A 26,480-nucleotide genomic window follows, 5' to 3' on the forward strand; every position below is an offset into this window, starting at 1 on the left:
GCTTCAAAGGGTTGAGTTTTGTTTTGAGATACCCGCCCGTCGCCATTTCAGCCCCGGCTTGGCGAACATCACCAGGTTGCCCAGCAGGATCAGGCACAGGCCCAGCACGGCGTTGAAGTGCCACTGATAGCCTTCGTAGATCGTTGAGATGGTCAGCGCCACCAGCGGGAACAGCAGGGTGCTGTAGGCCGCCGCGCCGGCGCCGATGCGGCCGAGCAGGCTGAAGTAAGCGGCGAAGGCGATCACCGATCCGAAAATCGCCAGGTACAGCAGGGAGCCGATATAGCGGCTGCTGTGTTCCATCTGGAACGAGGCGCCCTGCGCCAAGGCGATCAGCGCCATCAACAGCGCGCCGTAGGTCATGGCGTAGGTGTTGGTGGAAAAGATATCCAGCCCGCGGCGCTGATGGCGCGTGCTGATCATGTTGCCCAGCGAGAAGCCGTAGGTGCCGAGCGCGCTCAGGCCGATGCCTTTGAGCAGCTCCGGCGCCATGCGGGTGGCGGCCAGATCTTGCCAAAACAGCGCCACGATGCCGGTCAACCCCAGCAGCGCCGCCGGCAGCAGGTTGGGGCTGGGGCGCTGGCGGAAAAACAGCAGGCTGTTGAGGGCGTTGAACAGTACCGCCATCGAGAAGATCACCGATTCCAGCCCGCTGCTGATGTAGGCCGCCGCATGGTAGAAGCAGAAGAAGTTGAAGCCGAACACGCAGCAGCCCTGCAGCACGCAGAACAGATGATCGCGCGGAGCGAGGCGGCGCAGGCGGCGCGTTAGCAGCAGCACGGCGAACATCACCGCGGCGGAAATGGCGAAGCGGTAAGCGATCGAGACGGGAATGGCCACCGGCCCTTCCTGTTGCAGGGTGATCGCAATCCAGGTGGTGCCCCAAATCAGCACCACGGCGAGGTACAACAGCGCATTCATTCTATTTGTTACTCCGAAAAAACCGATGGCGCAGTATCCGCTTTGGCGCGCGGCGGCGCTTGCAGCGCTTTGCGCTCAGTTGCATATTCTTGCGCTTTTTTTGCCAAAAGCGCGGGGCGGCGGCTGGTATGCGGCGGCGCCACTCTTTACACTGTCGGCATGTCGAACAACGGGGCCGGCGATGTCCAACTATCAGGCGTTTGAAACACTGCGTGAGCACAAGGCGCGGCTGCACGGCAGCGTGCTGCTGGGCACCGGCGTGGAGCTGGCCGCCTGGTCCAACTGCAACGATCGCGTCACGCAGGAAAGCGCCGACCACCATACCCTGAGCCTGTACGTCGCCGACGGCTATGAGTGCTATCAGCAGGTGCCGGGCGGCTGGCGCAACGGCGGCGGGCCGGATCGGTTCTGCATCATGCCGCGCCAATACGCCTCCACCTGGGATGTGCGCAGCGATCTGTCGTTCGTGCATCTGTATTGCACCGACGGGCATCTGCGGCAGCTGGCGGAGCAGACCTGGGATCGCAGCCCGGCGGCGATCAACGTAGAGCCGCGCAGCTTCGGCGAAGATCCGCAGATCACGCTGCTGTATCGCCAGTTTTTGCTCAACTGCGACTGGCGGGACAGCGCCAACCTGCTGGCGCTCAGCAGCGCGTCTAACCTGCTGATGTCGCATCTGATCCAGCGTTACAGCCAGCTGCAGTGGAAGCTGCCGCCGGCGCGCGGCGGCCTGGCGCCTGCGGTGGCCAGGCGGGTGCGGGAATATATCGAAAACCACCTTGAACGGCCTTTGCTGTTGGCGGATCTGGCGGCGCAGGCCGGGTTGAGCGAATACCATTTCGCCCGCATGTTCAAGCACGCCACCGGGCTGGCGCCGCACCAGTTTGTGATGCGCGCACGGCTGCAACGCGCGGAACGGCTGCTGCGGCACAGCCAACAGCCGATCACCGAGATCGCGCTGGCGTGCGGCTTCAATTCCGCCAGCCATTTCAGCAACCGCTTCAAGGCGGCCTATGGATTTGCTCCGCTGCAGGTGCGGCTGGGGCGCTAACCGAAAGGGAGTGCAGCATGGATCAACAGTTTGCCGGGCTGGGCGTGTTGTTTGCCGCCGGATTCGGGCCCATCACGCGTGAGAACGACGAGAGCAAGGCGTTTTATGTCGAGGCGCTGGGGCTGCCGCTCAAGCCGATGCCGGGCAACGAAACCTATCTGCTGTCGGAGCAGGGCGCGCTGGACGGGGTGAAGCATTTCGCCCTGTGGCCGCTGGCGCAGGCGGCGCAGTCCTGCTTTGGCGACGATCGCTGGCCGGCGGATCTCGCGGTGCCGCAGGCGTGGATCGAGTTCGACGTGGCCGACATGGCGGCCGCCACCCAGGGGCTGGTCGATCGCGGTTATCGGCTGTTGGTCGCCAACCGCGAAGAGCCGTGGGGGCAGAGCGTTACCCGTTTGCTCAGCCCGGAAGGGTTGCTGGTCGGCGTCACCTATACGCCCTGGCTGCGGTAAACGCCACGCCGTTCGCCGCCGCCTGCCGGCGGTGAGCGGCTTAAGAACAAATACGCATTAGCTTAAAGCGGTCTGCGCTATAGACCCATCAAATCCCCGAGTGGTTTCCCTTCCTGTAAGCAGAAATTCCGTTCATTGCGTAAAAACCAATGGCCAGAACGCGCTATTGCCATGCCATTTTACGGCGATTTTCCCCCGTCTTTTTTTGCCGCCAGGTGCCTGATGGGAATAGAGATTATTCTTATATTTCCGCCAACCCTTAAGAAATAATAATGATTCTCGTTTTCAACCACGGAAAGGAGAAGGAACGATGAAAACAGTGAAGCGAACGGGCATCGCGCTGGCGATAGCCCTGACTTTCCCCCTGGCATTGCCCGCCGCTACGGCGGCGCAACCCTCCCTGACTAACAGTAAGGCGGCAACGATGACGGAAAAACACGGGCAGTTCATTGCGGTCGGTAAAGTGGTGCAGGTGACCTTCGGCGATTTCGCCTTCAAGCTGGATTTTACCGATGACAAGACCATGACCTTCACCGGCATCGGCGAGGCGTCGCAGGGCATCACCGATACCGTGCAATACACTGCGGTGGAGATTCGGCCGAAGGTCTATATGGTCTATTGGCACGAACCTCAGTCCGGCGACAACGTGACGCATATCGAGGACTTTGAGCGCGGCGAGGTGTACACCAACATCGCCGCCAAGGACGGCAGCTTCACCCATCTGAAAGGGCAGCTGAAAATCGTAGGTCACTCAGGAAAATAAGGAGCAGTTATGAAAAAGGCATTGATCACCTGTGCGATCGTCGGCGGCTTGCTGGCGAGTTACCCGGCGCTGTCAACGGATCAGGCGGCGTCTTACAAATCGACCGGCAAAGGCGGTTATCATCATGCCCAGCAGAAGCTGAAGGTGGTGGAAGATCTGTACGCGGGCTTCTTCAACCGCCACGACATCGGCGTGGCGCAGAGGCTGATTGTGGAAAACTACAAGCAGCATAACCCGTTCGTCGGCGACGGCATCAAGCCGTTCCTGGATTTTTTCAGCCAGACCTTTAAGGACAATCCGCAGTACAGCGCCAAAATATACCGCAGTGCGGTCAACGGCGATCTGGTCTATGTTCACGTCAAATACCAAAATAACCCGCAGGATCGCGGCACCGCCAGCGTGGATATTTATCGGGTGAACGATCAGGGGAAAATCACCGAGCATTGGGACGTCAATCAGGATGTGCCGGAAAAATCGGCCAACGACAATACCATGTTCTGATCCGCAAGGGCCGCTGCGGCGGCCCTCAACACGCCCGCAACACTTTATTTACTTACATAAATATTAAATGACCGCCGCGTCGAGTAGGCTACGGCCGCCTTTGGCAGTGGTGGCACGGTTGATGGGCGTCATTGTCCCACCACTGCTTGAGGCGTTTCCCCGCATTTCCCGTTATCCCGCGCGTTGACTCTCCACTTTTTTGAACTGATGGCGCAGCTGCAGCGCATTGCAAAGCACCAACACCGCCGTCACCGCGAACACCCAGCGGAACCCCATCATCGCCGAAATGCCCGAACCCAGCAGCGGGCCAACCACGTTGCCCAGGTACATAAAGGATTGGTTATAGCCGAAGATGCGCCCGGTCACCTGATCGGAGGAATACCTCAGCAGCAGCGCCTGCACCGCCGGCATCAGCGCGCCGTCGGCGAAGCCGAGCAGGAAGCGCAGAAGGCCCAGCTGCAGCGGCGTATTGACCCAGGCCATCACGGCGAACAGCCCGGTGGTGAACAGCAGCGCGGCGATCAGGATGCGAGCGGTGCCGATGCGATCGCCGAGGCGCCCGAGGCGCGGTGCCGAGATCAGCGCCGCAATGCCGGGCACGGCGGCGATCATGCCGCTGACAAAGGCAATATTGCTGACGTCGCCGGACAGCTCGCGGATGAACAGCGTCAGGATCGGGCTGATGGACGAGTTGGCCAGCTGGATCATCAGGGTACAAACGAACAGCGTGACGATCAGCGTCGGATAGGGCAGCGAACGGAATACCGCCTTGCCGCTCAGCTGATCCGCTTTTTTCACCGTGATGCGCCGCTCTTTAATCAGGAACAGCGTCACCAGGAAGCTGACGAACATCAGCCCGGCGGTGACGAAAAATACCACCCGCAGCCCCAGATGATCGGCCATCAGCCCGCCCAAGAGCGGCCCGGCGATCACGCCGGAGATCTGCCCGGTAGAGAGCGTGCCCAGCGCCCAGCCGCTTTTATCGCGCGGCGCCTGCGAGGCGACCAGCGCCATGGCGTTGGGAATATAGCCGGACGTCAGCCCCATCAGGGCGCGCAGCGCGAACAGCTGCCAGACGTTGGTGGCCAGCCCCTGCAGCGCGATGACGATCGCCATGCCCAGCGAAGCGCGCAGCAGCATCAGCTTGCGGCCTTTGCGGTCGGCCAGGCTGCCCCACAGCGGTGAGACTACCGCCGAGACCAAAAAGGTGCCGCTGAACACCAGCCCGGACCACAGGCTGAGGGATTGGTGATCGCTGACGCCGAGCTGTTCGACGTACAGCGGCAGAAAAGGGAGGATTTGGCTCATCGCCAGCCCGGTGAAGAAACACCCGAGCCAGACCGAGATCAGATTGACTTTCCACGCTTCCATCGGCTTACCGTACCACGTTGAATAAGGAGGGATTTATTAAGCAAAATAATAATAACACTGCAAATTAATCGGCGAGGGGCAAATGCGTGAGCAAACGTAACCCTGCCGATGCAGTGTCTTTTTTGCTATATATTAATAGCTATATTATCATAGGTAACTAGGTTAAGCCAGAGCGGCGCGGTAGCCAGGAAGGGCACCGCGCGATCCGGCGGTGTGAAAGCAGGGATAAACTGAACGCTAGATTGATGCCAATGAAGAAAGATCATCCTGAAGACGTGACGCTGCTGCGCACGCAGTTAATGTCGCTGGTGCGCCGTTTACGGCGCGAATCGCGCAGCGACGAAAAATCCTGGGCCCAGCTGATGCTGTTGGGGGCTATCGATCGCCACGGCGGCGAGGCGACGCCGTCGCTGCTGGCGGAATCGGAGCGCATGCGTTCCTCTAACCTGGCGGCCGCCTTGCGTGAGCTGGAGGCCGATGGCTTGCTGGTGCGCACGCCGGACGCCGAAGACAAACGCCGGGTGCGGGTGTGCCTGACGCCCGCCGGGCTGGGCCTGCTGCAGCAAAGCCGCAGCCGGCGCGAGGCGTGGCTGCTGGCGGCGATGGAGAGCTGTTTAACGGAGCGGGAGCAGGCGCTGTTGATTGAGGCAGGGGCCTTGATGGCGCGGCTGGCGGCGGCGCCGTCAACGGAAACGGAATAATCGGCGGGGCGGCCGGTGCGCCGCCCCTGCGGCGAGATTACGGCATCGGCCAATCGACCGGCATGGTGCTGACCACGTCCACGTAGCGATCCCAGGCCGAAGACCAGAATTGGGTGAAGGCTTCCAGGGTAAGGTGGATGCCCATCAGGCCCATCACGAACCAGCAGGCGGTAAACAGGCCCAGGCTGCTGAACATGAACGCCATGCCGTTACGGCTGGTCTTACGGCAAACGACGTTTAACTGGCTGGCGAAGAACATCATCACGGCGCTCAGCAACTCCCAGCGCATCATGACTAAACCGGTGGCAATGGTACTCATCGAACTCGATCCTATGTAACAAAAAGCCGCATCCGGCAGGGCGCCGACAGGGAAATGCGGGGGAATATCGGGAATAGTGTGATTAAGATCACATTGTAGCATTGGGGCGAACGGCGGCTCAATGGGAAGCGCGGTGAAAAAAACGCCGACGGTAACATTCCAATATGCTGAAACAGTTATGCCATTTCATTAGCAACCTTTTCATGGGGCGGTGCGCCCGATAACGCTATGCTTGCCGGCTTTTCAGTTCCCTGATTTTGCGGGGAAATGTGACGCAAAAGGTATCGGCACCGCATGGCCCTGTTAAAAGAAAAAATTCGCGACCACTCTGCGGAAGAGAGGCTGTTTATCCGCCGGGCCGGCGTAGCGCTGGCACTGGTGGTGGTCTGTTTCGGCGTGCTGATCGTCAATCTCTACCGGTTGCAAATCCGCCAGCACGGCTTTTACCAGACGCGTTCCAACCAGAACGACATCAAGATGCTGCCGATCGCCCCCAGCCGCGGGCTGATCTTCGATCGCAACGGCATTCCGCTGGTGCGAAACGTGACACTGTATCGTATCGAGGTCACGCCCAGCAAAATCAGCGACATGGCGGCGCTGCTGCAGACGCTGACGCCGATCGTCGACTTGACGCCGGAGGACATCAGCGCGTTTCGCGACGACATGCACCACAACAGCCGCTACAAACCGGTGACGCTCAAAGCCGGGCTGAGCGACACCGAGGTGGCGCGCTTTGCCGTCAATCAATACCGTTTCGACGGGGTGACGATCGATACCTATCAACAGCGTGAATATCCTTACGGCGCCCAGCTGGCGCACGTGCTGGGCTATGTGTCGAAGATCAACGACAACGATCTCAAACGCCTGGACAAGGCCGGGCTGAGCGAGAACTATGCCGCCGACCGCAACATTGGCAAACAGGGCATCGAGGCCTATTACGAGTCCGAACTGCACGGCACCACCGGCTATCAGGAGGTGGAGGTGGATAACCACGGGCGGGTGATCCGCCTGCTGAAGGAGCAGCCGCCGAAGGCCGGCAAGAACATCTACCTGACGCTGGATTTACCGCTGCAGCAGTACATCGAATCGGTGCTGAAAGGGCAGCGCGCCGCGGTGGTGGTGGAAGATCCACGGGACGGCGGCATCCTGGCGATGGTCTCCAGCCCCAGCTACGATCCCAATCCTTTCGTCAAAGGCATCGGCTATCAGGCCTATAAGACCTTGCTGACCAACCCGGATTTGCCGCTGATCAATCGCGTCACTCAGGGCTTGTACCCGCCGGCGTCGACGGTGAAGCCCTACATGGCCGTTTCGGCGCTGTTCGCCGGGGTGATCACACCCACCACCACCTTTTTCGGCGCGCCGACCTGGACGCTGCCCGGCACCGAACGCCGCTACCGCGACTGGCTGAAAACCGGCCACGGCATGCTCAACGTCACCAAAGCGATCGAGGAATCCGCCGACACCTTCTTTTATCAGGTGGCGTATGAGATGGGTATCGACCGTATCCACCACTGGCTGAGCCAGTTCGGCTACGGCCAGTCCACCGGCATCGATCTGAACGAAGAGTACCGCGGCGTGCTGCCGAGCCGCGACTGGAAGCTGAAGGTGCACAAAAAGGGCTGGTATCAGGGGGATACGGTTTCGGTGGGCATCGGCCAGGGGTATTGGGTGGCGACGCCGATCCAGATGGTAAAAGCGCTGACCACGCTGATCAACAACGGCCAGGTGAAAACGCCGCACCTGCTGTATTCGTTGCAGCAGGGCAACCGGGTGACGCGCTACCAGCCGCCGGCGCAAGCGGCGCAGATCGGCGATCCCCACTCGCCTTACTGGGGCATCGTACGCAACGGCATGTACGGCATGGCCAACTTGCCGAACGGCACCGGTTACAAGCTGTTCCACACCGCGCCATACCAGATCGCCGCCAAATCCGGCACCTCGCAGGTGTTCAGCCTGAAGCAAAACCAGACTTACAACGCCAAAATGATCCCGGTGCGGCTGCGCGATCACATCTTCTATACACTGTTCGCGCCTTACAAAAACCCCCGGGTGGCGATGGCGCTGATCCTGGAAAACGGCGGCGGCGACGGCGTGGTGGCGGGGCCGACCGCCCGCGCGATCCTCGACCATATTTTTGACCCGGCCAGCGCGCCGCAGCCCGGCGATCCGGCGCAAAGTAAACCGCAGTTAAACGACAGTGCGGATGTGCAGCGGTGATGCGGTTTGTTTTTACTTTCTTACAAACTGCAATCTCCTGACCATTTCCGGCAAGGTAGACTGAAATAACACCATAAACCGAATAAAAACGCAGGGTTAACACAACAGTGGCGCCATCGACCAAAAAAAGCGGTAAAACCTATTCCACAGTTCGTTTCGGCTGGATTTGCGCCGGCATGCTGGTCTGTTTTTTTCTGTTGGCGTTCAGGGTCGGCTATCTGCAGCTGCTGGAGCACCAGCAGTTGGCGGATCAAGCTGACCAGCGCTCTATCCGCACCCAGGTGGTGCCGACCAACCGCGCCATGATCACCGATCGCAACGATGAGGCGCTGGCGGTCAGCGTATCGTCCAAAGACATCGTGCTGGATCCGAAACACATTCTCGATACCCAGACCGACACCGGCAACGAGCGCTGGCAGAGCATGGCCAACGTGCTGAAGATCCCGCTGGCGGACGTGCAGCATCTGATCCAGAGCAACGCGCACAAGCGTTTCGTCTATCTGGCGCGCAAGGTGGAGGACGACAACGCCGCCTACATCAGCAAACTGCATCTGACCGGCGTCAGCACCGAGCAGGATTTCAGCCGCTTTTATCCGATGGGTCAGGACGCCGCCGGGCTGATCGGCATCGTCGGCCAGGACAATCAGGGGCTGGAGGGCATCGAGCTGGGCTTCAACCCGCTGTTGCAGGGCAAAAACGGCCTGCGGGTCTATCAGAAGGACGGCAGCGGCGCGGTGATCGGCGTGCTAAAAAGCGTGGATCCGGTGCCGCCGCCGAACGTGACGCTCAGCATCGACAAATTTATCCAGTATGTGCTCTATGCGCAGATCCGCGACGGCGTGGTGGCCAACCAGGCCGACTCCGGCTGTGCGGTGCTGGTCAAGATCGACACCGGCGAAATCCTCGGCATGGCCAGCTACCCGTCGTTCAACCCGAACAACTATGGCAGCACCCCGGCGAAAGACATTCGCAACGTGTGCAGCAGCGACAGCTTCGAACCGGGCTCGACGGTGAAACCGGTGGTGGTGATGGTGGGGCTGGAGCATAAGCTGATCCGGCCGGATACGGTGCTGGACACCACGCCGTATCGGGTGAACGGTCACCTGATCAAAGACGTCGGCCACTGGTCGAAGTTGACCATCACCGGCGTGCTGCAAAAATCGAGCGACATCGCGGTATCGCACATTGCGCTGGCGCTGCCGGCCACGGTGCTGCCTGCGGTCTATCGCAGCTTTGGCCTGGGGCGGCCGACCGAGCTTGGCATCGGCAACGAGAGCAGCGGCTATCTGCCGCAGCATCGTGAACGCTGGGCCGATATCGAGCGCGCTACCTTCTCTTTCGGCTATGGGCTGCGCGTGACGCCGCTGCAGATGGCGCGCGAGTACGCCGCTATCGGTTCCTTCGGCATTTATCGGCCGCTGTCGATCACCAAGGTGACGCCGCCGGTGATGGGGCAGCGTATTCTGCCGGCGGATACGGTACGATCCGTGGTGCATATGATGGAGAGCGACGCCTTGCCGGGCGGCAGCGGGGTGAGCGCCGCGGTGCCGGGCTACCGGCTGGCGATCAAAACCGGTACCGCCGAGAAAATGGGCCCGAGCGGCAAATACGACGGCGGCTACATCAACTACACCGCCGGCGTGGCGCCGGCCAGCGATCCGCAGGTGGCGCTGGTGGTGATGGTCAACAACCCGAAAGCCGGCAAGCACTTCGGCGGTTCGGTGGCCGGGCCGGTGTTCGGCAAGATCATGGCCCAGGTGCTGGAGCACATGAATATTCTGCCGGACGCCCAGCCGCTTAACGTGGTGTCGTCGGTCAAGGGGTAATGATTTAAGCGGGAAATATTGGGCCAGAGAATCTCTGACCCAATATTTAATGCAACGAGTCTGACTTACGCGTTATTTCCCTTGGGTTGCCCACCATTTCGCTACGCAAGCATTGGGTGCCTGAATAGTTTTACCTTCTTTGGTGATATAAGGTACCGGTGAGTAGATTCTTGAGCAATAGCCTGCCGAGCGTTCGGTAGCATTAACAGTGAGAGGGAGGCTAACGGTGGTGGCTAAAATCGCTGTGAGCAGCATCAGATTTGATAACTTCATCATTCTTCCTTAATTAATGAAAATAGAGTCCCATGCTTGCCGTTACACGACGAGCGCTAATGAGAGTATTAATTTGTTGGTATAACGTCTACGGCAGATTTCATTATGGATGCGCCCTGATTCATTGATTGATATTTATATTGAATATTTATATCAACATCTAAAAAAACATTTATTTTCCCGAACGCAATTGCTGTCTTTCATTGAAATAATGTTCCAACAAGCGGTTAGCTGGGCTCAAGGTAATGCTTCAGCGCCTGCAGATCGGCGTTCACCAGCCCGGCGTCGCGGGCGAACAGCGCATCGTCCATATCCGGCTGGCGGAACAGGGTGAAGATCACCTCGGTGCCGCGCCGGTTGGCGAGCGCGCGCAGCGGCACGTAGACCACGCCGCCGTCCGGCAGCGTCACCCAATGATCCAGCACGCCGAAGGCATTTGGCGCGCTGAAGCGAATGTGGATCCGCCCCTGCGGGGTGTCCGCCACCCAGTCTTCATCTTCCCGCCGCAAGCTGTTGGCTAACCCTTTGGCCCACAAGGGGAAGTTTTCCGGCTGGCTGAGAAAGGCATATACCTCGTCACAAGGGCGGTTGATGGTAACATGCAGCGTTTGTGCGCTCAGCATCGTGGTTTCTCCGGTTGGCGGCGATACTTCAGTGTAGATCCCGCCGCGCTTAGAAGTAGTAACCGATGTTCACGTTGGTGCGAAAATACCATTTATTGCTGCCGGGGGACTGGGTGCCGGTCCAGCCGGTGGCATTTTCCACGCCGCCCCACGGGTTGGCGTTCTGCGCCCAGGTCAGATCCACCCACAGCATCACCGGCATGGCGAACACTTGTACCCCCAGCGTGTTCATTTTAGAGTCGGAGCCGCCGTGCCTGTCCTTCCAGAGCACGCTGTAATCGTTGTAGAACCGCAGCTTTTTCACCGGCCCCCAAGGCACGTCGACGTCGCGCGCCAGGTTGATGGCGGCGGTGGTGGCCTGCGACGGGATCAGATAGGCCGGCGTCAGGCCGTTGCCCCCCATCAGGATCACCGAATTGTTGGCCCAGGCCGGGCCTTTGGCGTCGTAACCGTAGCGGATCACCTGGCCGGACAGATGCCAGGGATCGTAATTCACCAGCGTATGTAAGCCTGCCGCCCAGAAGCTGCCGTTATCGCCGGTCGCCTGGTTGTAGAGCCGCGAGGCCGCCAGCGAACCGCCGAGCTCATTGTTCCAGCCGCCCTGATGGAAAGCGCGCGTCAGCCGCAGGTTTACCTGATCGCGTTTTTCGTTGCGCTGCAGGTGCTGTGACGCGTAGTTGGTGTTTTTCAGATCGTCGTAGCTGGCGACGTCGGAGGCGTAACGCACGCCGGTCGGCATCATGCGCGGGTAGTAGGCGGCGTCGAAGGCCCAATCGTCATGCTGGTATTGGTATTTGGCGCCCAGCCCGGTGTTGACGCCAAAGCCGAGGTAAAACGGAATGCCGTACGACCAGCCGAACTGCGGGTAGGGCATCAGGCCGAACGGTTTGAACGGCGCGCCGAGTTGCACGGCGGAATGCTCAGACAGGTGGTAGCCGACATAGGCGCGGTCGATGGCGTATTTGCGCCGATCCTGAAACCAGAATCCGCTATCGAAAAACGCGTCGTTTACCTGGCCGGCGGCATCGATGCGAAAGGCGTCAAAGCGTAAATGCGGAGGATTCCGATAATTGCTGCTGTGCCAGTCTTCATAGCGATAATTGGCGCGCAGTGCGCCACCGATATCAATATTCTTTTTATTATCCTCGCTTTGCCAATGAATATGCGGAAATGCCGGGCGGCTTTTTTTTACCGGTGCCGCGGTGGCGGCAACGTCGTTGGGTATTGCGGCGACGGTTGCATAACTCACTGGTGAAACAAGGAAAAAACAAAGCGTAATCTTGCGCATGCCAGGCCCCTGAAGAAAGTAGACTGTTTATTAAGGCGAGCGAGTTTCACCTGTGGACAGGGTGCTTACGCTCATCAGTTTTATATTTGAGACGATTTTATCGAGCGTTTCATATATTAAATTTAGCGCCGGTTAATATATGAAACTTTGTTTCTTTTTTAATGGGAAAACTATAGATCCGGTATTAAACAAGTCAAGAAATAAAAATGAGAGTTGACGGGCAATACCGATTATTCGGTTGTCTTGGTCGGCGGGGGCGGCACACAGCAGGCTGAAATATTAGTGTCATCAATGCCCGTTAGACTCGCGGCATCCTGGTATTACTGACTAAAAATCATGAACATAAAACTGACACTGGGCCGCAGGGTAAAATCTGCGGCGGCGCTGCCGCGCGCGTTTGGCTTCGGCAAGAGCATGGGCTTATTAAGCGGCGTAATTTGCGTTATCGCGCTATTTTCTCTGCTGCAACTGTTTTCCACCGTATTTATTTCTAATATTCTGCGCGACGCCAAGGCTAACCTGGTGGCGGGCGATGGCTTGCATCGCCAGCAGGCGACGATGGATCGCGCCAGACTGTCGCTGCTGACGGCCAGCGACAGTCTGAACCGTGCGGGCATTTACTACCTGCAGGACAAAGCCACCGGCTCCGACGGCAGTTGGCACAGCCTGCTGGATGAGTCGTTGGCGGCGCTGCAGGCCTCAGAGCAGGCCTTCGCCCAGTTCGAGCGCCTGAGCGCGGAGGCGCCCGAGGCGGCGGGCGTCCTGAAAGACAGCTACCGCCTGTTCTATGACGGCCTGAAAGAGCAGGCGCAAGGGTTGCAGGGCAGCAGCATCGATGCGTTTTTCGCCGTGCCGATCCAGGCATTTCAGGCGGATTTCAACGAAAAGTATCTCGCTTATCAGGCGCTGAACGAACGGCGTGGCGATGATGTCAACGTGCGGCAATTGGCGGCGCTGGAGCAAGCCAGGACCTTTGCGCTCGGCGCGCTGGCCGCGCTGGCGCTGATCGCCGTGGGGGTGTGGGTCGGCGTCTCTCGCTGGGTGATCGCACCGCTGCGGCGGGCAATCGCGCACCTCAACGTGCTGGCCGCCGGCGATCTTTCGCGGCCGCTGCCGCCTGAGCGGGCATTCAACCGCGAGATGCACCAGCTGCAGACCAGCATTGGCCACATGCAGGGCGGCCTGCAGCGCCTGGTCAGCGAGGTGCGCGATGCGGCGAGCGGGATCCTGAACGGCGTCGGGCGGCTGGCGGACGGCAATCGACAGTTGACGGCGCAGTCGGCGAAGCAGAACGGTGAATTGCAGTTGGCGACTGAGCACGTGCAGCAGCTGGCGGCGCGGGTGGAGGAAAACGGCCAATATGCGCAGCAGGCCAGCCAACGAACCGAACAGGCCCGGCAGTACGCCGGCGCCGGTGAGCAGATGATGGAAACCGTCAATGTTTCGATGCAAGGGATCGTCAACCAATCGGCCGAAATGCGCGGCATCGTCGCGCTGATCGACAGCGTGGCGTTCCAGACCAATATTCTGGCGCTGAATGCGGCAATCGAGGCGGCGCACGCCGGCGTTCATGGCCGCGGCTTTGCCATCGTGGCCAAAGAGGTGGGGCTGCTGGCGCAAAAAAGCAGCCATTCGACGCGCGATATTCAGCAGTTGATCAACCGTTCGTTGCAGCAAATCGATCAAGGTTCGCAGGCGGTGGATCTACTGACGGGCAACCTGCGCCAGATTATCGATCTGGTGAACAAATGCAGTGCGCTGATGGGGGACATTTCCCTGGCATCGCTCAATCAGGGGGAGAGCATTCAGGACGTGACGGCGCGCATCTCGGCGCTGAATCAGGTGGCGCGCCAAACCGGCACGGTGGTGAACGCGGTGACTGAGGCTTCACAGCTGTTGCAGGGCGAGTCGGAACGGTTAGAAAAAGCGATGGCGCGTTTCAGGCTACCGGCGCAATAAATACTTCCGATGCAGGTTAATGAATAATAAAGCTGCGCTTAACGTTATTTATTATTTTCGCGTCCTGAGAAAGTTCAGCGGGTAAATAAAAGCGCAGGCCGACGCTTATGGATTAAAAAAGCACCGGCCTGCAGAGATTATTTTTGACGGGATGATTAACGGCTGGTCTGGTGGCCGATAATGCCGCCGAGCGCTGCGCCGCCAAGGGTGCCCAGCGTGCTGCCGTCGGTCAGCACCGCGCCGCCGACGGCGCCCACGCCCGCGCCGATCGCCGTGTTGCGATCGCGATTGGACATATGCCCACATGCGGTAACGGAAAGCGTTGCCATCACCACCACCAATACACCTGCGGCACGTTTAATATTCATAATGAGTTCCTGGTAAATTGACTGATTAATGGATTAAAAATAATCCGATTAACCTGCCGGTAGAAGTTGGGATGAATGTATTCCTCCGTAAGAAAATCGAACAGGTAAAAATTCTTAATTTTGCGGCGGTGAAAAGCGATTGCTCGCCGAATGTGCGGCCGCCGGTAAAATCGTGGGTCTATACTGGAAAGACGCCTCGCGGGGGGCGGGGCGCACACTCTGGAGGCCGCCATGTCCGATCTCGTTTTCGCATCCGGCAAACCGGTGAAAATCCCCGGCCCGGACCACCCAATCACCTTGACCCGCCATCCGGCGCGGGTTGTCGTGCGTGCAGCCGGTCAGACCCTGGCCGACAGCCGCAACGTGCTCATCCTGCAGGAAGCCACCTATCCGCCGGTGTTTTACTTTCCGCGTGAGGATGTGAATCGGGCGCTGTTGCAGAAAAACGAGCACGTCAGCTACTGCCCTTATAAGGGCGACTGCAGTTATTTCTCCCTTGTGCTTAACGGCGAGCAGGAGGCCAATGTGGCCTGGAGTTATGAAATGCCCTACAACGCCGTGGTGGCAATCAAGGATCATCTGGCATTTTATCCCGATAAAGTGACGGAGATCCGCACCGAAGAATGAGCCGCCGCCGCCATCGGGCGGGGGCAGGTTGACATTCTCATTGTCCCTACTCATTATGTGTATTACCGGAAATTGATACGCTTTCCTTATGTTTTAATCCGACATAAACGAAACTCTGAGCAGGTGCCAAGGTGTCTACCTCTACGCGATTTGCCGTTGCCATCCATATTCTGACCAACATCACGCTGTGTCGCGGCCAGACGGTGCGTTCCGAAGATATCGCGCGCAGCGTCAACACCAACCCGACGGTGGTGCGGCGCATCCTCGGCGCGCTGGCGGAGGCCGGGCTGACCTATTCACAGATGGGGCAAGGCGGCGGGGCGTTGCTGGCGCGGCCGGCGGAAGCGATCTCGCTGCTGGACGTGTATCGCGCGGTAGAGGATCAACCGTATTTCATGCTGCACCGTACCCGGCCTAACGATGCGTGCTATATCGGCCACGCGATTACCCCGGTGCTGGAGCAAGAGTTCGCGCGCGTCGGTCATGCGCTGGAAGCCAGCCTGGCGCAAACCAGCATCGCCGAAATGGCCGGGCAGGTCGAGCGGCGCGCAGGCTATCCTTTTGTCCCTTGTTCACCGCAATATCAAGCGGATACGCAATAAAAACTCACGCCAATTCCCGCTACGCGCAGAGCATTTTTTGCATTGCTTTAATGTAATTGTGTAAGTTACATTAGCTCGCATCAAGTGTGATGTAGCTCACGTTTTAGACTGCCTCCCCACGATACTCAACCGATTGGCCGGAAACCTTTTCTTCCGGCGCAGATTCGCTGTGCTTATAAACCAGGAGAGAACGATGTTAGAAATGATTGAAAGCTTGGCCACCGTGGTGGTCCTGGTGCCGGTAATGGTGGCCGTCTTGCTCGGCGCGATTTACGGCCTGGGTGAAGTGTTCAACGTCTTTTCCGCTATCGGCCGCAAAAACGGCTGAATCTGTATGCTTGGGGGCTATCGGCCCCCGGCTATAACTCCCTTATTTCCCCCTTTCTCTCTATGAACGCGTCGTTGCGTCAATCATCGCCATCACCTGTCGAAACATCGCGCTTTCCGCATCGGCCAGCTCGTTGACCAACGTAAAGTGATTGCAGTGGCGATCGGCCAGCAGCTGGACGTCGAGGCCGCGCGCCAGGCAGGCGTCATAATAGGCCTGCGTCTGGTTTTTAAACCCTTGGGTTTCCCGCTGGCCGACGTCGAGCAATATCTGCGGCGCATGTTCCTTCGCCGGCAGTAAAAACAGCGGGCTGAGGCTTTGCGCCTGCTCGGGCGTCAGGTGCAGCCAGTCGTTGATGTAGATATCGCACAGCGGGCGCAGATCGTAGAGGCCACTCAGCGCCAACGCGCCTTTGATCGCGTTGGGCGGCAGGCGATAGCGTGGTTGCCAGCCGTCGGCGATCAGCATGCCGCACAGGTGGCCGCCGGCCGAACTGCCGCTGACGAAAATACGTGCCGGATCGATGCCGAAAGGCGCCCCGTGATGATAAAGCCAGGCGACGGCGCTGCGCACCTCGTGCACGATCTCCGCCAGCGTCGCTTCCGGCGCCAGCGTGTATTCCAGCGTGGCGACCGCCACGCCGCGGCGGGCAAACGCGGCGGCCATCGAACAGGCTTCCTCTTTGCGCTGCGAATGCCAGTAGCCGCCATGAATAAAGATCAGCAGCGGGGCGGGCTGCGTGCAGGCCGGGAACAGATCGAGGCGCTCTGCGGCGCTCATGCCGTAGCGCAGATCGTAAATGCCGGGTGTCTGCGCCCTGGCGCGCTGGGCCAGCGCGGCGTATTCCGCCATGCAGGCGTCAAAATCTTCCACCGAAGCGCGGGCGTTGTATTGCACGGCGCGCACGCTCAGGTCTTCAAACGTCAGATCGATGCTCATCACTTCTCCGGATTGTTATGCGTTATGCCTTCATCATCGTCCCGCAGGTGAAAAGATGTTTGATCTCCGGTGCGCATCATTGCGGCTTCTCTGATGCTGTTTTCTGCTGTATATTGCTGTTTTATGCTTTTATTGCGGAACAAACCCATGCACAAAGCGGCACGACAGCGCCATTTATTGGATTTGCTCAGCGAACGCGGGCAGGCGGCGGTGGCGGAATTGGCCGGCGCCATCGGCGTTTCGGTCGATACCGTGCGCCGCGATCTGGCCGATCTCGAGCGGCAAGGGTTGGCGCAGAAACATCACGGCGGGGCGATCGCGCTCGAACCGTCCGACATGCCGCGCCAGGCGCGTGCGGCGCTGTTGCCGCAGGTCAAGCAGCGGCTCGGTCGCGCGGTGGCCGCGCAGATCCCACCCGGCAGCACCCTGATGCTGGATGCGGGCAGTACGCTGCTGGCGGTGGCGCAGGCGCTGCGTGGGCCGGCCACGGTGATCACCGCTTCACTGGATATCGCACAGTGCCTGAGCGACAGGCCGGAGATCAACCTGATTCTGCTTGGCGGCCAATGGGATGCGCGCCAGCGGCTGTTCGCCGGCGGCGCCACCCTGGCGTTGCTGGCGCGTTACCGCGCGGACATCGCCTTGCTGGGCGCCTGCGCGGTACATGCGCAGCTGGGGCTGAGCGCCGGCGAGGAGGCCGATGCCGAAGTCAAACGTGCCATGCTGGCCAACAGCGGCGAGCGCTGGCTGGTGGCCGACCATATGAAGCTGGATCGCTGCGAACCGCATCACGTTGCGGATCTGGCGCAGATCCAACGGCTGTTTACCGATCGCCCGTGGGACAACCTGGACGAACAATCACTGATTGAACTTTGTGTCGTCGCCGACGACCGCTAGAGGAGAACACTGATGAACGATACCGCACGACCGTTGCAGGTGGCCCTGATTGGCTACGGCTTTGTCGGCAAGGCGTTTCACGCGCCGCTGATTAACGCGGTGCCGGGGCTGGAACTGAGCGTGGTGGCTTCGCGCGATGCCGCCAAGGTGCATGCCGATCTGCCCCACGCGCAGGTGATCGCCGACCCGCTGGAGGCTATCCACCGGCCGGAGGTGGATTTGGTGGTGATCGCGTCGCCGAACGATACCCATGCGCCGCTGGCGCTGGCCGCGCTGGAGGCGGGCAAGCACGTGGTGGTGGATAAACCCTTTACGCTGGATTTGGCGCAGGCGCGTACGCTGATTGCGGCGGCGGAAAAACACGACCGCCTGCTGTCGGTGTTCCAGAACCGCCGCTGGGACAGCGACTACCTGGGCGTGAAGCAGGTGATCGAACAGGGGCTGATCGGCAAGGTGACGCACTTTGAGTCGCACATCGATCGCTACCGCCCTGAAGTGCGGGTGCGCTGGCGCGAACAGAATCTGCCGGGCAGCGGGCTGTGGTTCGATCTGGGGCCGCACATGGTCGATCAGGCGCTGCAGCTGTTCGGTTTGCCGCACAGCGTGCAGGCCAACATCGCCACGCTGCGCCCCAACGCGGAGGTTAACGACTGGGCCCACGTGGTGCTCAACTACCCGACGCACCGCGTGATCCTGCACGGCAGCATGCTGGTGGCGGGGGGCGTAGCGCGCTTTACCGTACACGGCGAGAAAGGCAGCGTAGTCAAAGCGCGCGCCGACGGGCAGGAAAGCCAGCTGCTGGCCGGTGTGACGCCGGGCTCGGCGGAGTGGGGCAAAGACGACGACGCGATGAGCCTGTTTATCGGCACGGAGCCGGTGCGCACGCTGCCGACGCCGGATGGCGACCAGCGTCAGTATTATGTCCAGGTGCGCGACGCGCTGCGCGGCGCCGGCGCCAACCCGGTTACCGCTGCGCAGGCGCTGGCGGTGATGGCGGTGCTGGAGGCGGCCACCCTGGCGGCGGAAACCGGCGTCACCCAAACCCTGCCGCTCACCGAGGCGGAGATCGCCGCCTGGTAACGGCTCGCGTCAGATAAGGCGTCAGACGCATGGATACAGTGCATGTCGTGCGTCTTCCGCCATCCCAACCCCTGGCATAGGCTATCCCTCAGTCTATGTCAGGAGTGTTTATCATGTTATCCCATCCTACGCCGCAGGGCGTCCGCGGCATACTGGCCGCACTGTCTCTGAGCATGCTGCTGTCATCGCTCGGCATCAGCATCGCCAACGTCGGGCTGCCGGCGCTCGCCACCGCGTTCCATGCTTCGTTCCAGGCGGTACAGTGGGTATTGCTCTGTTATTTGCTGGCCGTCACCACCTGCATCATCGGCATCGGTCGCTTGGGCGACAGCCTTAATCGCCGCCGCCTGCTGCTGGCGGGTATCGCGCTGTTTACCGCCGCTTCGCTGGCTTGTGCGCTGGCCCCGCAGCTTTGGCTGCTGCTGGCGGCGCGCATGGCGCAGGGGCTGGGGGGCGCGGTCATGATGTCGATCGCCATGGCGCTGGCGGGCGAGGCGCTGGGCACGGAAAAAATCGGCCGCGCGATGGGGCTGCTCGGTACCATGTCGGCAGTGGGCACCGCGTTGGGGCCGTCGTTGGGCGGCGCGCTGATCGCCGGTTTCGGCTGGCGGGCGATGTTTCTGATCAATCTGCCGCTGGGCCTGCTGGCGCTGTGGCTCGCCTGGCGATACTTGCCGGAGGGGGCGCGTCCGGCCGCGCGCCAGGAACCGTTCGATCGCGCCGGTACGCTGCTGCTGGGCGGCGCATTGCTCTGCTATTCGCTGGCGATGACCCTGGGGCGCGGCAATTTCGGCGCGCTCAACCTGGCGTTGATGCTGGGGGCCCTGTTGGCGGGGGCGCTGTTCATCGGCGTGGAGCGCCGCGCCGCATCGCCGCTGTTGGCGCCGACGATGTTCCGCCATCCGGCCCTGACCGCGGGGCTGGCGGCCAGCGCGCTGGTAATGACGGTCATGACCGCCACGCTGGTCGTCGGGCCGTTCTATCTGTCGCGCGCGCTGGGGTTAAACGCTGCGCAGGTCGGGCTGGTGATGTCGGCGGGGCCGGCGGTGGCGATCCTGACCGGCATTCCGGCCGGTTATCTGGTGGATCGTTTTGGATCGCAGCGCATCGCCCAGTTTGGGCTGGCGGCGGTGGCCGCCGGTGCGGCGTTGCTGTCGCTGCTTAGCCACTGGGGCGTGCTCGGCTATGTGGCACCCATCGCGCTGCTGACCGCCGGCTATGCGCTGTTTCAGGTGGCCAACAACACCATGCTGATGAAGGATCTGTTTCCTGAACGGCGCGGTTTGATCGCCGGCATGGTCAATCTGGCGCGCAATCTCGGGGCGATCACCGGTGCTTCGGCGATGGGGGCGCTGTTTTATCTGGCCTCGCAGCGGGTGGTGGGAACCGCCGCCGCCGCGGCTTACGGTATGCGTGTGACCTACGGGACGGCGGCGCTGTTGGCGCTGGCGGCGTTGCTCATCGCCTTCGGCGGCCGCCGGCTGATGCTGCGTTACGACGCGCGCTGAACCGCGTAGCGTTCTTGCACGAAGCCGTTGTCCGAGGGAGTGACGGCGAGCAGGCGCAGGCGCTGCTCCGGACCATCGGTGCCGAACAAGGGAATGCCGCCGCCCAACAGCAGCGGCACGCGCGTGATAGTCAGCTCGTCGATCAACCCGGCCTGCAGGAAGCGCTGGACGGTCTGGCCGCCGTCGATATACAGGTGACGGCAGCCTTGATCGGCCAGCTGCGCCACGATGGCCGCCGGTTCGCCAGTCATCCAGCGAACGTGCCCGGTATCTTGTTGTGCGGGCGGCTGCGTCGACAGCACCACCACCGGCAGTTCGCCATAGGGCCACTCGGGAAAGGCGCGAACTTTTTCATAGGTATGACGCCCCATCACCAGCGCGTCGATGTCGGCGATAAACGCCTCGTAGCTTAGCCCGTTGAGCAATGAAACCGCGTACTCGGGCCGCAGCAGCCAGTCGATGTCGCCGTCCGCTCCGGCGATGAAGCCGTCCACGCTGGTGGCGATGTAAACCGAGCATTTCATCAGGCGAGATCTCCCCGGTAAACCACATGCACCTTGTTGCCGTCGGGATCGCGCAGGTAAGCACCGAAATAGCCTTTGCCGTAGTGTGCGCGTTCGCCGGGTTCGCCTTCGCTGCTGCCGCCCGCCAGCAGGCCGGCGGCGTAGGCGCGTTTGACCTCCAGCTCATCGGCGGCGAGAAAGGCCAGCATGCTGCCGTTGCCGGCGCTGGCGGGCTGTCTGTCGAAGGGTTGGTAAGCATAGAAACGCGGCAGCGTTTGCCCCGGCATCACCCAGCAGCGGGCGGCGGGGCCACCGTCCGGCGTCACTTCCCGCCGCTGTAATCCCAGCGGCAACAGAATGGCGTCGTAGAATGCGGCGGCGGCGTCCAGATCGCTGACGCCGACGGTAATATGGCTGAACATGGCGCTTCCTTTCCGAAGAGGGATGAACGCATCAAACAGTAGCAGCGATGCTGCCGAATGGACAGAGCGCAACGGAGGATTCGGATTAGGGACGCGCGCAGGGGGGATAGCGCGCTTCACGGTATGCGGGGCAGGCCGCCGCTCAATTGCTCTCTACGCGCGGGTTGGCGTGGGTCGGCTGGCTGGGGTAGTCCACCTGATGCTTATGCAGGTAATCGCGGATCAGCTGGCGCACCACCTGGGAAGGGGTGACGTCCTGCTGCAGGCACAGGTCTTCCAGGGCTTTTTTCTTGTCCGGGTCAATCAGCACCGTTAGCCGCGCCGTTTTCTTTTCCATCAGGATCCTCCAGAGAATGATAACTGAATGATAATACCACGTGGGCGAAGCGGCCAGCCAGACCGCGTCGCCCCCGCCTTTAGCGGAAATGCAGCCGCTCTATTTTGCGCGACAGATAGCCGAGCTCGCAGTTGAACAGTTCGCCGCTGCCGGCGGCCAGATTGCGTAGCGCGCTCAGCGGCAGCGTCACCCGGGCTAGCGTGGCGTAAATAATGACGTTGCCGCTGGGGGCGACGCAAAACAGCACGGTGTTGAATACCCGGTGCAGGCTGTGGTACAGCAGGCTATTTTCGTCGGGCAGATCGTGGTAATTCAGCACCAGCCAGCCCCCGTCGTTCAGCCTTGCGGCGCAGTTTTCCAGGAAGGTCTGGCTGCCTTGCTGCGGATCCATGGCAAACGCCGAATAGAGATCGGAGAAGATCAGATCGTAGCGCGTCTCGGCGGGCGGGCGCACGAAGTCCATGGCATCGGCGGTGCGCAGGCTGATGGTGTCGGTGGCCGGCAGCGTAAAATAACGGCGTGCGATGGCGATCACCGCGGCGCGCAGCTCGACCACCTCCAGGCGCATCGCCGGATCGAGGGCGTGCAGCGCACGCAGCAGGCTGCCGCCGCCCAACCCCAGGATCAACGCCGACGTCGGCGGCTGCCAGGCCACCGCCATCAGCATCGCTTTGATGTAGTTGTGGATCGGCTGCGCGGGGTTGCTGAGGCTCATCTTGCTCTGCTCGCAGATGCCGTCAAACCGCAGCGTGCGGTAGTCCTTGTGATCGGAAACGATGATTTCGCCCCAGGCGTCGGCTTCGCGGGCGATCACCTGGCCGCGCGGAGAGAAATCGAGGGTTCTGAGTAAGCTGTCAACCAGAGACATGGTATTCGCAGGGCTCCTTTGGCAAGCGGCCTATTTACGGGCGCACATGAAATCGGCGGTGCAAATGCGTTGGCCGTCGATGCTGGCACGGCCGGTAAAGCGGGCGATCGCCCCGCGCCGGCGCACAAAGGCGACCTCCATCAGCACCTGATCGCCGGGGCGGGCGGCGCGATAAAAACGCGCCCGCTGGATGGCGGCGAAATAGTAATGTTCCCCTTCGTTCAGCGCCCCGAGATAGTAATGGGCCAGCAGGCCGGTGCTTTGCGCCAGCGCTTCTACCAACAGCACGCCGGGAAAACCGGCGAAGTGGGCGTGGCCACTCCAGAACGTCGGCTCATTGGCGGTGATGTTCTTGATGGCGCTCAGCCGCCCTTCGGCAATGCAGGTGCCGGCGGGCAGCACGCGATCGACCAACAGGCAGGGATAGCGATGAGGCAAAATCGCCTGAATATCGTTGAATTGCAGGGGATGACCATTCAATGGCATGGGGCGCGTGATCCTGTCTGCGGCGAAACCGGTGCGGTGGCCGGCGTTCAGTCCATGGTGAGTGTAATAGCATTATAATAAAATTATCATCAGATGTGCCAGGTGAAAGACATGATGGCGGAGAAACAGGCGCAGAATGGAGAGGAAGGAGGCACCCGATGCTGGCGATCGGGTGTGGTAGCGCGTGGTTAGTGCTTGGAACGGGTGACCTTGTCCAGATAGCCCATCACGAAAGCGGACAGCACGAAGGTGAGATGGATGATCACATACCACATCAGCTTGTTGTCCGGCACGTTCTTGGCGTCCATAAACACCCGCAGCAGGTGAATGGAAGAGATGGCGACGATGGAGGCGGCGACTTTGTTTTTCAGCGAGGTGGCGTCCATTTTGCCCAGCCAGCTCAGCTTTTCTTTCCCTTCGGTGATATCCAGCTGCGAGACGAAGTTTTCATACCCGGAGAACATCACCATGACCAACAGCCCGCCCACCAGCGCCATGTCGACTAGCGACAGCAGGGTCAGGATCAGATCGGCTTCGGCGATAGAAAAAATGTTGGGCAGGACGTGCAGGATCTCCTGAAAAAACTTGATCGACAGGGCGACCAGAGCCAGTGAAAGGCCGACATAAACCGGTGCGAGCAGCCAACGGGAGGCGTACATCGTGTTTTCGAGCAAGCGTTCAATCATAAAATTTTATTAATTACGTGGCTAAAAGAGCGCTCAGTATAACGCAGGAGACCCGGGCGAAATCAACCGCGTGCCAATGGCTTGGAGAAATTTGCGAATGGACGTTCGCTGCGAACGGGTTCATGACAATGATATCGCATAGGGATAAACTGCCGCGGTCTCTTGCCTTGCTACCGTTTCGTCAATCGCTGCTCAAAACTAAGGATGGTTATATGGTCGACAATGCGTTTATCGCGAGAACGCGAGCCGTTAATGGCTGCTTTTCCATGTTTTTGCTGATGTTCCTGATTACATTTATTCCGTTGTTCATTGAGAACAAAGCCGCCTTGATGCGACAAGGGCTATTGCTACCGTTGCTGTACGGAATGGAATTTGTCGCTATCTTTTCGTTATACCTGCTCTTTTTCCGCCGTAGAGAAGGATTGGGCAAAGGCGAGGTTAAACGCAACGATTTTGCGCTGCTGCTGTTCGCGCTGTTGGTGATTCAGTTTATTTTCCCGCGCTTGATGGGCGTGGAAAAAACGGAAACCTGGGTGACGGAGCAGGTGGCATTGCCCGGCGAGATTTTGGCGCTCAATGCCGCTTTGTTGGTTTTCGTCGTCCCCGTCTATGAAGAGATCGTATTTCGCGGCTGTCTGTTTAACGCACTGATGTATTGGTTTAACGATAAGGTGATTTGGGCCGCGTTAACGGTGTCTGTCATCTTTGCCGTTTTGCATACCCAGTACACCGATTGGCGCACATTGGCAGCCCTGGTGCTCATCTCGCTGGTGTTAACGGCCGCCCGAGTAAGATCCAAAGGGATCTATTTGCCCATTGGGCTGCATATGACCATGAATGGCGTCGTGATGGCGGCCAGCTATGCGTTAAATTGAAGCTGTGCTTGCCGCCGGATGTTCAGTGCCGGGCTTTCTTCCCGTCGCTGTGGCCGAGAGAACGATCGGGGAAGCTGTGATCGCGCAGCCGCTGCTTCAGCTGCGCCGCATCGGGGAAGCCGCCGTCAATTTTGCGATCCCAAATCATCACGCCATCGACGCTGATTTGATAGACCCCGCCGGTGCCCGGCATCAGCGTGACGGAGGCGAGATCGTCGCCGAAGGTATTGAGCAGCTCTTGCGCCATCCAGCCGGCGCGCAGCAGCCAGTTGCATTGTGAACAGTAGTGGATCGTCACTGCGGGGGCATTTTTCATCGATGATCGACCGGTAGTGGTAACGGCTTGCAATCAGCCTGATGGACCTGCAAGCGATGGTGGCTTTGTCTCGCCAAATAGTCAAGCGTCTGCTGCGGCCAGAGCGGCAAGGGGGGCCGAGTGTGCGTCACGGCCGCTTGCTGCCGGCAAACCATTCAACTCCACGCAGCATGCCCGCCCAATAAAACCGGGGTAAAAACCAGGCTTTCAGCCACCAGGCCAGACGGCTGGGCTGGGTTGCGTCGAGCAGGGGAAACGTGGGCAGTAACTTACCGTCATAGCCAAACTCCGCCAGCACAACTTTGCCTTTCTCGACCGTCAACGGACAGGAACCATAGCCATCATAATGGGCCGTGAGAGGCGCGCCATGAATCAGCGCCGCGACGTTTTCCGCCACCACCACCACCTGCTTTCGGGCTGCCGCCAGGGTTTTGGCGTTTGGCGTTGAGCAACAGTCGCCTACCGCAAAAATATCCGGCCAATGCTTATGCTGCAGCGTCAATTTATCCACATCGCACCAGCCGGATCCCTCTGCGAGCCCACTTTGCGAAATAAACGCCGGGGCCGATTGAGGCGGCACCACGTGGAGCATATCGAAGGGCAGGGTTAACTCGCGTTTTCCCTCTTCATTTGTCTCTACGGCAAATGTTGCTTGCCGATTCGGGCCATCAACACGAATTAAATGATGATTGAAATTGACCTTTGCACGGTATTTTTGCAAATACTCGCTCAGCGGGGGGACAAATTGCGGAATGCCGAAAATCGCCGTGCCCGCAAGGCAGAAATTGACGTTAATATTATTCAGAATGCCTTGGCGGCGCCAGTGGTCGCATGAAAGATACAGGGCTTTTTGCGGTGCGCCGGCGCATTTTATGGGTAGTGCCGGTTGAGAAAATATCGCCTGGCCGCCTTTCATTTCCTGAACCAGTTGCCAGGTGTATTCGGCAAGATCAAAGCGATAATTAGAGGTGACGCCGTTTAATCCCAGGGTGTCTTCAAGGCCTTCTATTTTATCCCAGCGTAAAACGAGGCCGCACGCAACAATAAGAAAGTCATAGTTTATTTTCTGCCCTTGGCGAGTCTCGATGTATTTTTGACTGGGCTCGACCCTGACAACGCTATCCTGTACCCATGCGGTTCCTGCAGGCAGGACAGCGCGCAGGGAACGCCGTGTTTTATTGATATCAAAGAGCCCGCCGCCCACCAGGGTCCATGCCGGTTGATAATAATGACAGTCGTTAGGTTCCACGACCGTTATATCGATGTCTTTAATTCGCTTCCTTATGCTTGCCGCGATACCTATTCCGGATGAGCCGCCGCCAATAACAACGACGCTTTTCTGGGTATTTATTTTTTCGGGTTTCATGCAG

31 protein-coding genes are annotated in these 26,480 nt (G+C 59.9%); 15 read left to right on the forward strand and 16 right to left on the reverse strand.

Annotation, left to right across the window (positions count from 1 at the left end; genetic code table 11):
- Nucleotides 1–3: 3 nt before the first annotated feature.
- A complete protein-coding gene (locus tag V8N38_RS12000; protein ID WP_049199489.1) occupies nt 4–921 on the reverse strand; it encodes a DMT family transporter in 918 nt (305 codons plus the stop codon).
- 181 nt (nt 922–1,102) lie between these two features.
- Here V8N38_RS12000 and V8N38_RS12005 point away from each other — a divergent pair, with 181 nt between their 5' ends.
- The 4 genes from V8N38_RS12005 (at nt 1,103) to V8N38_RS12020 (ending at nt 3,688) form a co-directional block, all read left to right on the forward strand.
- A complete protein-coding gene (locus V8N38_RS12005) occupies nt 1,103–1,972 on the forward strand; it encodes a helix-turn-helix domain-containing protein (protein ID WP_147839985.1) in 870 nt (289 codons plus the stop codon).
- A 17-nt stretch (nt 1,973–1,989) separates the two neighbouring features.
- A complete protein-coding gene (locus V8N38_RS12010; protein ID WP_147839984.1) occupies nt 1,990–2,424 on the forward strand; it encodes a glyoxalase in 435 nt (144 codons plus the stop codon).
- Nucleotides 2,425–2,734: 310 nt separating this feature from the next.
- On the forward strand, nt 2,735–3,187 hold the full coding sequence (locus V8N38_RS12015) for a MoaF-related domain-containing protein (RefSeq protein WP_204275775.1): 453 nt from the start codon (nt 2,735–2,737) through the stop codon (nt 3,185–3,187).
- A 9-nt stretch (nt 3,188–3,196) separates the two neighbouring features.
- Entirely contained in the window at nt 3,197–3,688 is a 492-nt protein-coding gene (locus V8N38_RS12020) for an ester cyclase (protein WP_060419002.1), read from the forward strand.
- Nucleotides 3,689–3,859: 171 nt separating this feature from the next.
- Here the strand turns inward: V8N38_RS12020 and V8N38_RS12025 are convergent, their stop codons facing one another.
- The gene (locus tag V8N38_RS12025) at nt 3,860–5,059 is read right to left on the reverse strand and encodes a multidrug efflux MFS transporter (protein WP_147839983.1); all 1,200 of its coding nucleotides are present in this window, start codon (nt 5,057–5,059) and stop codon (nt 3,860–3,862) included.
- Between the two features lie 251 nt (nt 5,060–5,310).
- Here V8N38_RS12025 and V8N38_RS12030 point away from each other — a divergent pair, with 251 nt between their 5' ends.
- Complete coding sequence (locus tag V8N38_RS12030) at nt 5,311–5,760, forward strand: MarR family winged helix-turn-helix transcriptional regulator (protein ID WP_147839982.1); 450 nt, start codon at nt 5,311–5,313, stop codon at nt 5,758–5,760.
- Between the two features lie 37 nt (nt 5,761–5,797).
- Here V8N38_RS12030 and V8N38_RS12035 read toward each other — a convergent pair whose 3' ends face one another.
- Nucleotides 5,798–6,079, reverse strand: coding sequence for a YjcB family protein (locus V8N38_RS12035; RefSeq protein WP_033634498.1), 282 nt, complete (start codon nt 6,077–6,079; stop codon nt 5,798–5,800).
- Between the two features lie 294 nt (nt 6,080–6,373).
- Here V8N38_RS12035 and mrdA point away from each other — a divergent pair, with 294 nt between their 5' ends.
- Both mrdA and V8N38_RS12045 read left to right on the forward strand, forming a co-directional pair.
- A complete protein-coding gene (gene mrdA, locus V8N38_RS12040; RefSeq protein ID WP_147839981.1) occupies nt 6,374–8,299 on the forward strand; it encodes a penicillin-binding protein 2 in 1,926 nt (641 codons plus the stop codon).
- Nucleotides 8,300–8,406: 107 nt separating this feature from the next.
- Nucleotides 8,407–10,125: a penicillin-binding transpeptidase domain-containing protein gene (locus V8N38_RS12045; RefSeq protein ID WP_038875183.1), complete on the forward strand. Its 1,719-nt coding sequence runs from the start codon at nt 8,407–8,409 to the stop codon at nt 10,123–10,125.
- Between the two features lie 72 nt (nt 10,126–10,197).
- On the opposite strand, the gene V8N38_RS12050 is transcribed toward V8N38_RS12045, so the two are convergent.
- From V8N38_RS12050 to V8N38_RS12060, 3 genes are all read right to left on the reverse strand, one after another.
- Nucleotides 10,198–10,401: a hypothetical protein gene (locus V8N38_RS12050; protein WP_244951314.1), complete on the reverse strand. Its 204-nt coding sequence runs from the start codon at nt 10,399–10,401 to the stop codon at nt 10,198–10,200.
- 224 nt (nt 10,402–10,625) lie between these two features.
- Nucleotides 10,626–11,021 carry a polyketide cyclase gene (locus V8N38_RS12055; RefSeq protein WP_060439980.1) on the reverse strand — a complete coding sequence of 132 codons (396 nt, stop codon included), beginning with the start codon at nt 11,019–11,021 and terminating at the stop codon, nt 10,626–10,628.
- Nucleotides 11,022–11,070: 49 nt separating this feature from the next.
- Nucleotides 11,071–12,309: a hypothetical protein gene (locus V8N38_RS12060; protein ID WP_147839980.1), complete on the reverse strand. Its 1,239-nt coding sequence runs from the start codon at nt 12,307–12,309 to the stop codon at nt 11,071–11,073.
- Nucleotides 12,310–12,723: 414 nt separating this feature from the next.
- Between V8N38_RS12060 and V8N38_RS12065 the strand changes: the two genes are divergently transcribed.
- Nucleotides 12,724–14,268 carry a methyl-accepting chemotaxis protein gene (locus tag V8N38_RS12065; protein ID WP_187181554.1) on the forward strand — a complete coding sequence of 515 codons (1,545 nt, stop codon included), beginning with the start codon at nt 12,724–12,726 and terminating at the stop codon, nt 14,266–14,268.
- 155 nt (nt 14,269–14,423) lie between these two features.
- On the opposite strand, the gene osmB is transcribed toward V8N38_RS12065, so the two are convergent.
- Nucleotides 14,424–14,636, reverse strand: a complete 213-nt coding sequence (osmB, locus tag V8N38_RS12070) for an osmotically-inducible lipoprotein OsmB (protein ID WP_004940700.1) — start codon at nt 14,634–14,636, stop codon at nt 14,424–14,426.
- A 231-nt stretch (nt 14,637–14,867) separates the two neighbouring features.
- Here osmB and V8N38_RS12075 point away from each other — a divergent pair, with 231 nt between their 5' ends.
- From V8N38_RS12075 to V8N38_RS12085, 3 genes are all read left to right on the forward strand, one after another.
- Nucleotides 14,868–15,263, forward strand: coding sequence for a DUF427 domain-containing protein (locus V8N38_RS12075; protein ID WP_147839978.1), 396 nt, complete (start codon nt 14,868–14,870; stop codon nt 15,261–15,263).
- Nucleotides 15,264–15,394: 131 nt separating this feature from the next.
- Nucleotides 15,395–15,865 carry an Rrf2 family transcriptional regulator gene (locus tag V8N38_RS12080; protein WP_048321542.1) on the forward strand — a complete coding sequence of 157 codons (471 nt, stop codon included), beginning with the start codon at nt 15,395–15,397 and terminating at the stop codon, nt 15,863–15,865.
- A 193-nt stretch (nt 15,866–16,058) separates the two neighbouring features.
- On the forward strand, nt 16,059–16,193 hold the full coding sequence (locus V8N38_RS12085) for an AcrZ family multidrug efflux pump-associated protein (protein ID WP_033643027.1): 135 nt from the start codon (nt 16,059–16,061) through the stop codon (nt 16,191–16,193).
- 60 nt (nt 16,194–16,253) lie between these two features.
- Here the strand turns inward: V8N38_RS12085 and V8N38_RS12090 are convergent, their stop codons facing one another.
- On the reverse strand, nt 16,254–17,132 hold the full coding sequence (locus V8N38_RS12090) for an alpha/beta hydrolase (RefSeq protein WP_147839977.1): 879 nt from the start codon (nt 17,130–17,132) through the stop codon (nt 16,254–16,256).
- 147 nt (nt 17,133–17,279) lie between these two features.
- On the opposite strand from V8N38_RS12090, the gene V8N38_RS12095 reads away from it, so the two are divergent.
- The 3 genes from V8N38_RS12095 (at nt 17,280) to V8N38_RS12105 (ending at nt 20,617) form a co-directional block, all read left to right on the forward strand.
- Nucleotides 17,280–18,029 carry a DeoR/GlpR family DNA-binding transcription regulator gene (locus V8N38_RS12095; protein WP_048321547.1) on the forward strand — a complete coding sequence of 250 codons (750 nt, stop codon included), beginning with the start codon at nt 17,280–17,282 and terminating at the stop codon, nt 18,027–18,029.
- A 12-nt stretch (nt 18,030–18,041) separates the two neighbouring features.
- Nucleotides 18,042–19,109 carry an oxidoreductase gene (locus tag V8N38_RS12100; RefSeq protein WP_147839976.1) on the forward strand — a complete coding sequence of 356 codons (1,068 nt, stop codon included), beginning with the start codon at nt 18,042–18,044 and terminating at the stop codon, nt 19,107–19,109.
- Nucleotides 19,110–19,222: 113 nt separating this feature from the next.
- Nucleotides 19,223–20,617, forward strand: a complete 1,395-nt coding sequence (locus V8N38_RS12105; RefSeq protein WP_070915547.1) for an MFS transporter — start codon at nt 19,223–19,225, stop codon at nt 20,615–20,617.
- Here V8N38_RS12105 and V8N38_RS12110 read toward each other — a convergent pair.
- From V8N38_RS12110 to V8N38_RS12135, 6 genes are all read right to left on the reverse strand, one after another.
- Nucleotides 20,602–21,141 (reverse strand): dihydrofolate reductase family protein, encoded by a 540-nt coding sequence (locus tag V8N38_RS12110; protein WP_180548589.1) that lies wholly within the window; start codon nt 21,139–21,141, stop codon nt 20,602–20,604. The two genes, V8N38_RS12105 and V8N38_RS12110, sit on opposite strands and share 16 nt — an antisense overlap.
- The gene (locus V8N38_RS12115) at nt 21,141–21,542 is read right to left on the reverse strand and encodes a VOC family protein (RefSeq protein ID WP_048321551.1); all 402 of its coding nucleotides are present in this window, start codon (nt 21,540–21,542) and stop codon (nt 21,141–21,143) included. Before V8N38_RS12115 ends, V8N38_RS12110 begins: the two co-directional genes overlap by 1 nt.
- 142 nt (nt 21,543–21,684) lie before the next feature.
- A complete protein-coding gene (locus tag V8N38_RS12120) occupies nt 21,685–21,879 on the reverse strand; it encodes a ribbon-helix-helix domain-containing protein (RefSeq protein ID WP_038872997.1) in 195 nt (64 codons plus the stop codon).
- 79 nt (nt 21,880–21,958) lie between these two features.
- Entirely contained in the window at nt 21,959–22,747 is a 789-nt protein-coding gene (locus V8N38_RS12125) for a spermidine synthase (RefSeq protein ID WP_147839975.1), read from the reverse strand.
- Nucleotides 22,748–22,777: 30 nt separating this feature from the next.
- Nucleotides 22,778–23,233 (reverse strand): 3-hydroxyacyl-ACP dehydratase FabZ, encoded by a 456-nt coding sequence (fabZ, locus tag V8N38_RS12130; protein ID WP_038873003.1) that lies wholly within the window; start codon nt 23,231–23,233, stop codon nt 22,778–22,780.
- Nucleotides 23,234–23,421: 188 nt separating this feature from the next.
- Nucleotides 23,422–23,916, reverse strand: coding sequence for a TIGR00645 family protein (locus V8N38_RS12135; RefSeq protein WP_033648490.1), 495 nt, complete (start codon nt 23,914–23,916; stop codon nt 23,422–23,424).
- A gap of 215 nt (nt 23,917–24,131) precedes the next feature.
- Here V8N38_RS12135 and V8N38_RS12140 point away from each other — a divergent pair, with 215 nt between their 5' ends.
- On the forward strand, nt 24,132–24,794 hold the full coding sequence (locus V8N38_RS12140; protein WP_147839974.1) for a CPBP family intramembrane glutamic endopeptidase: 663 nt from the start codon (nt 24,132–24,134) through the stop codon (nt 24,792–24,794).
- Nucleotides 24,795–24,816: 22 nt separating this feature from the next.
- Here V8N38_RS12140 and V8N38_RS12145 read toward each other — a convergent pair whose 3' ends face one another.
- Both V8N38_RS12145 and V8N38_RS12150 read right to left on the reverse strand, forming a co-directional pair.
- On the reverse strand, nt 24,817–25,110 hold the full coding sequence (locus tag V8N38_RS12145; protein WP_004928553.1) for a SelT/SelW/SelH family protein: 294 nt from the start codon (nt 25,108–25,110) through the stop codon (nt 24,817–24,819).
- Between the two features lie 127 nt (nt 25,111–25,237).
- Nucleotides 25,238–26,476 (reverse strand): FAD/NAD(P)-binding oxidoreductase, encoded by a 1,239-nt coding sequence (locus tag V8N38_RS12150; RefSeq protein ID WP_060439967.1) that lies wholly within the window; start codon nt 26,474–26,476, stop codon nt 25,238–25,240.
- Between the last annotated feature and the right edge of the window lie 4 nt (nt 26,477–26,480).

It is taken from the genome of Serratia nevei (assembly GCF_037948395.1).
In the GTDB taxonomy this organism is placed as follows: Bacteria; Pseudomonadota; Gammaproteobacteria; order Enterobacterales; family Enterobacteriaceae; genus Serratia; species Serratia nevei.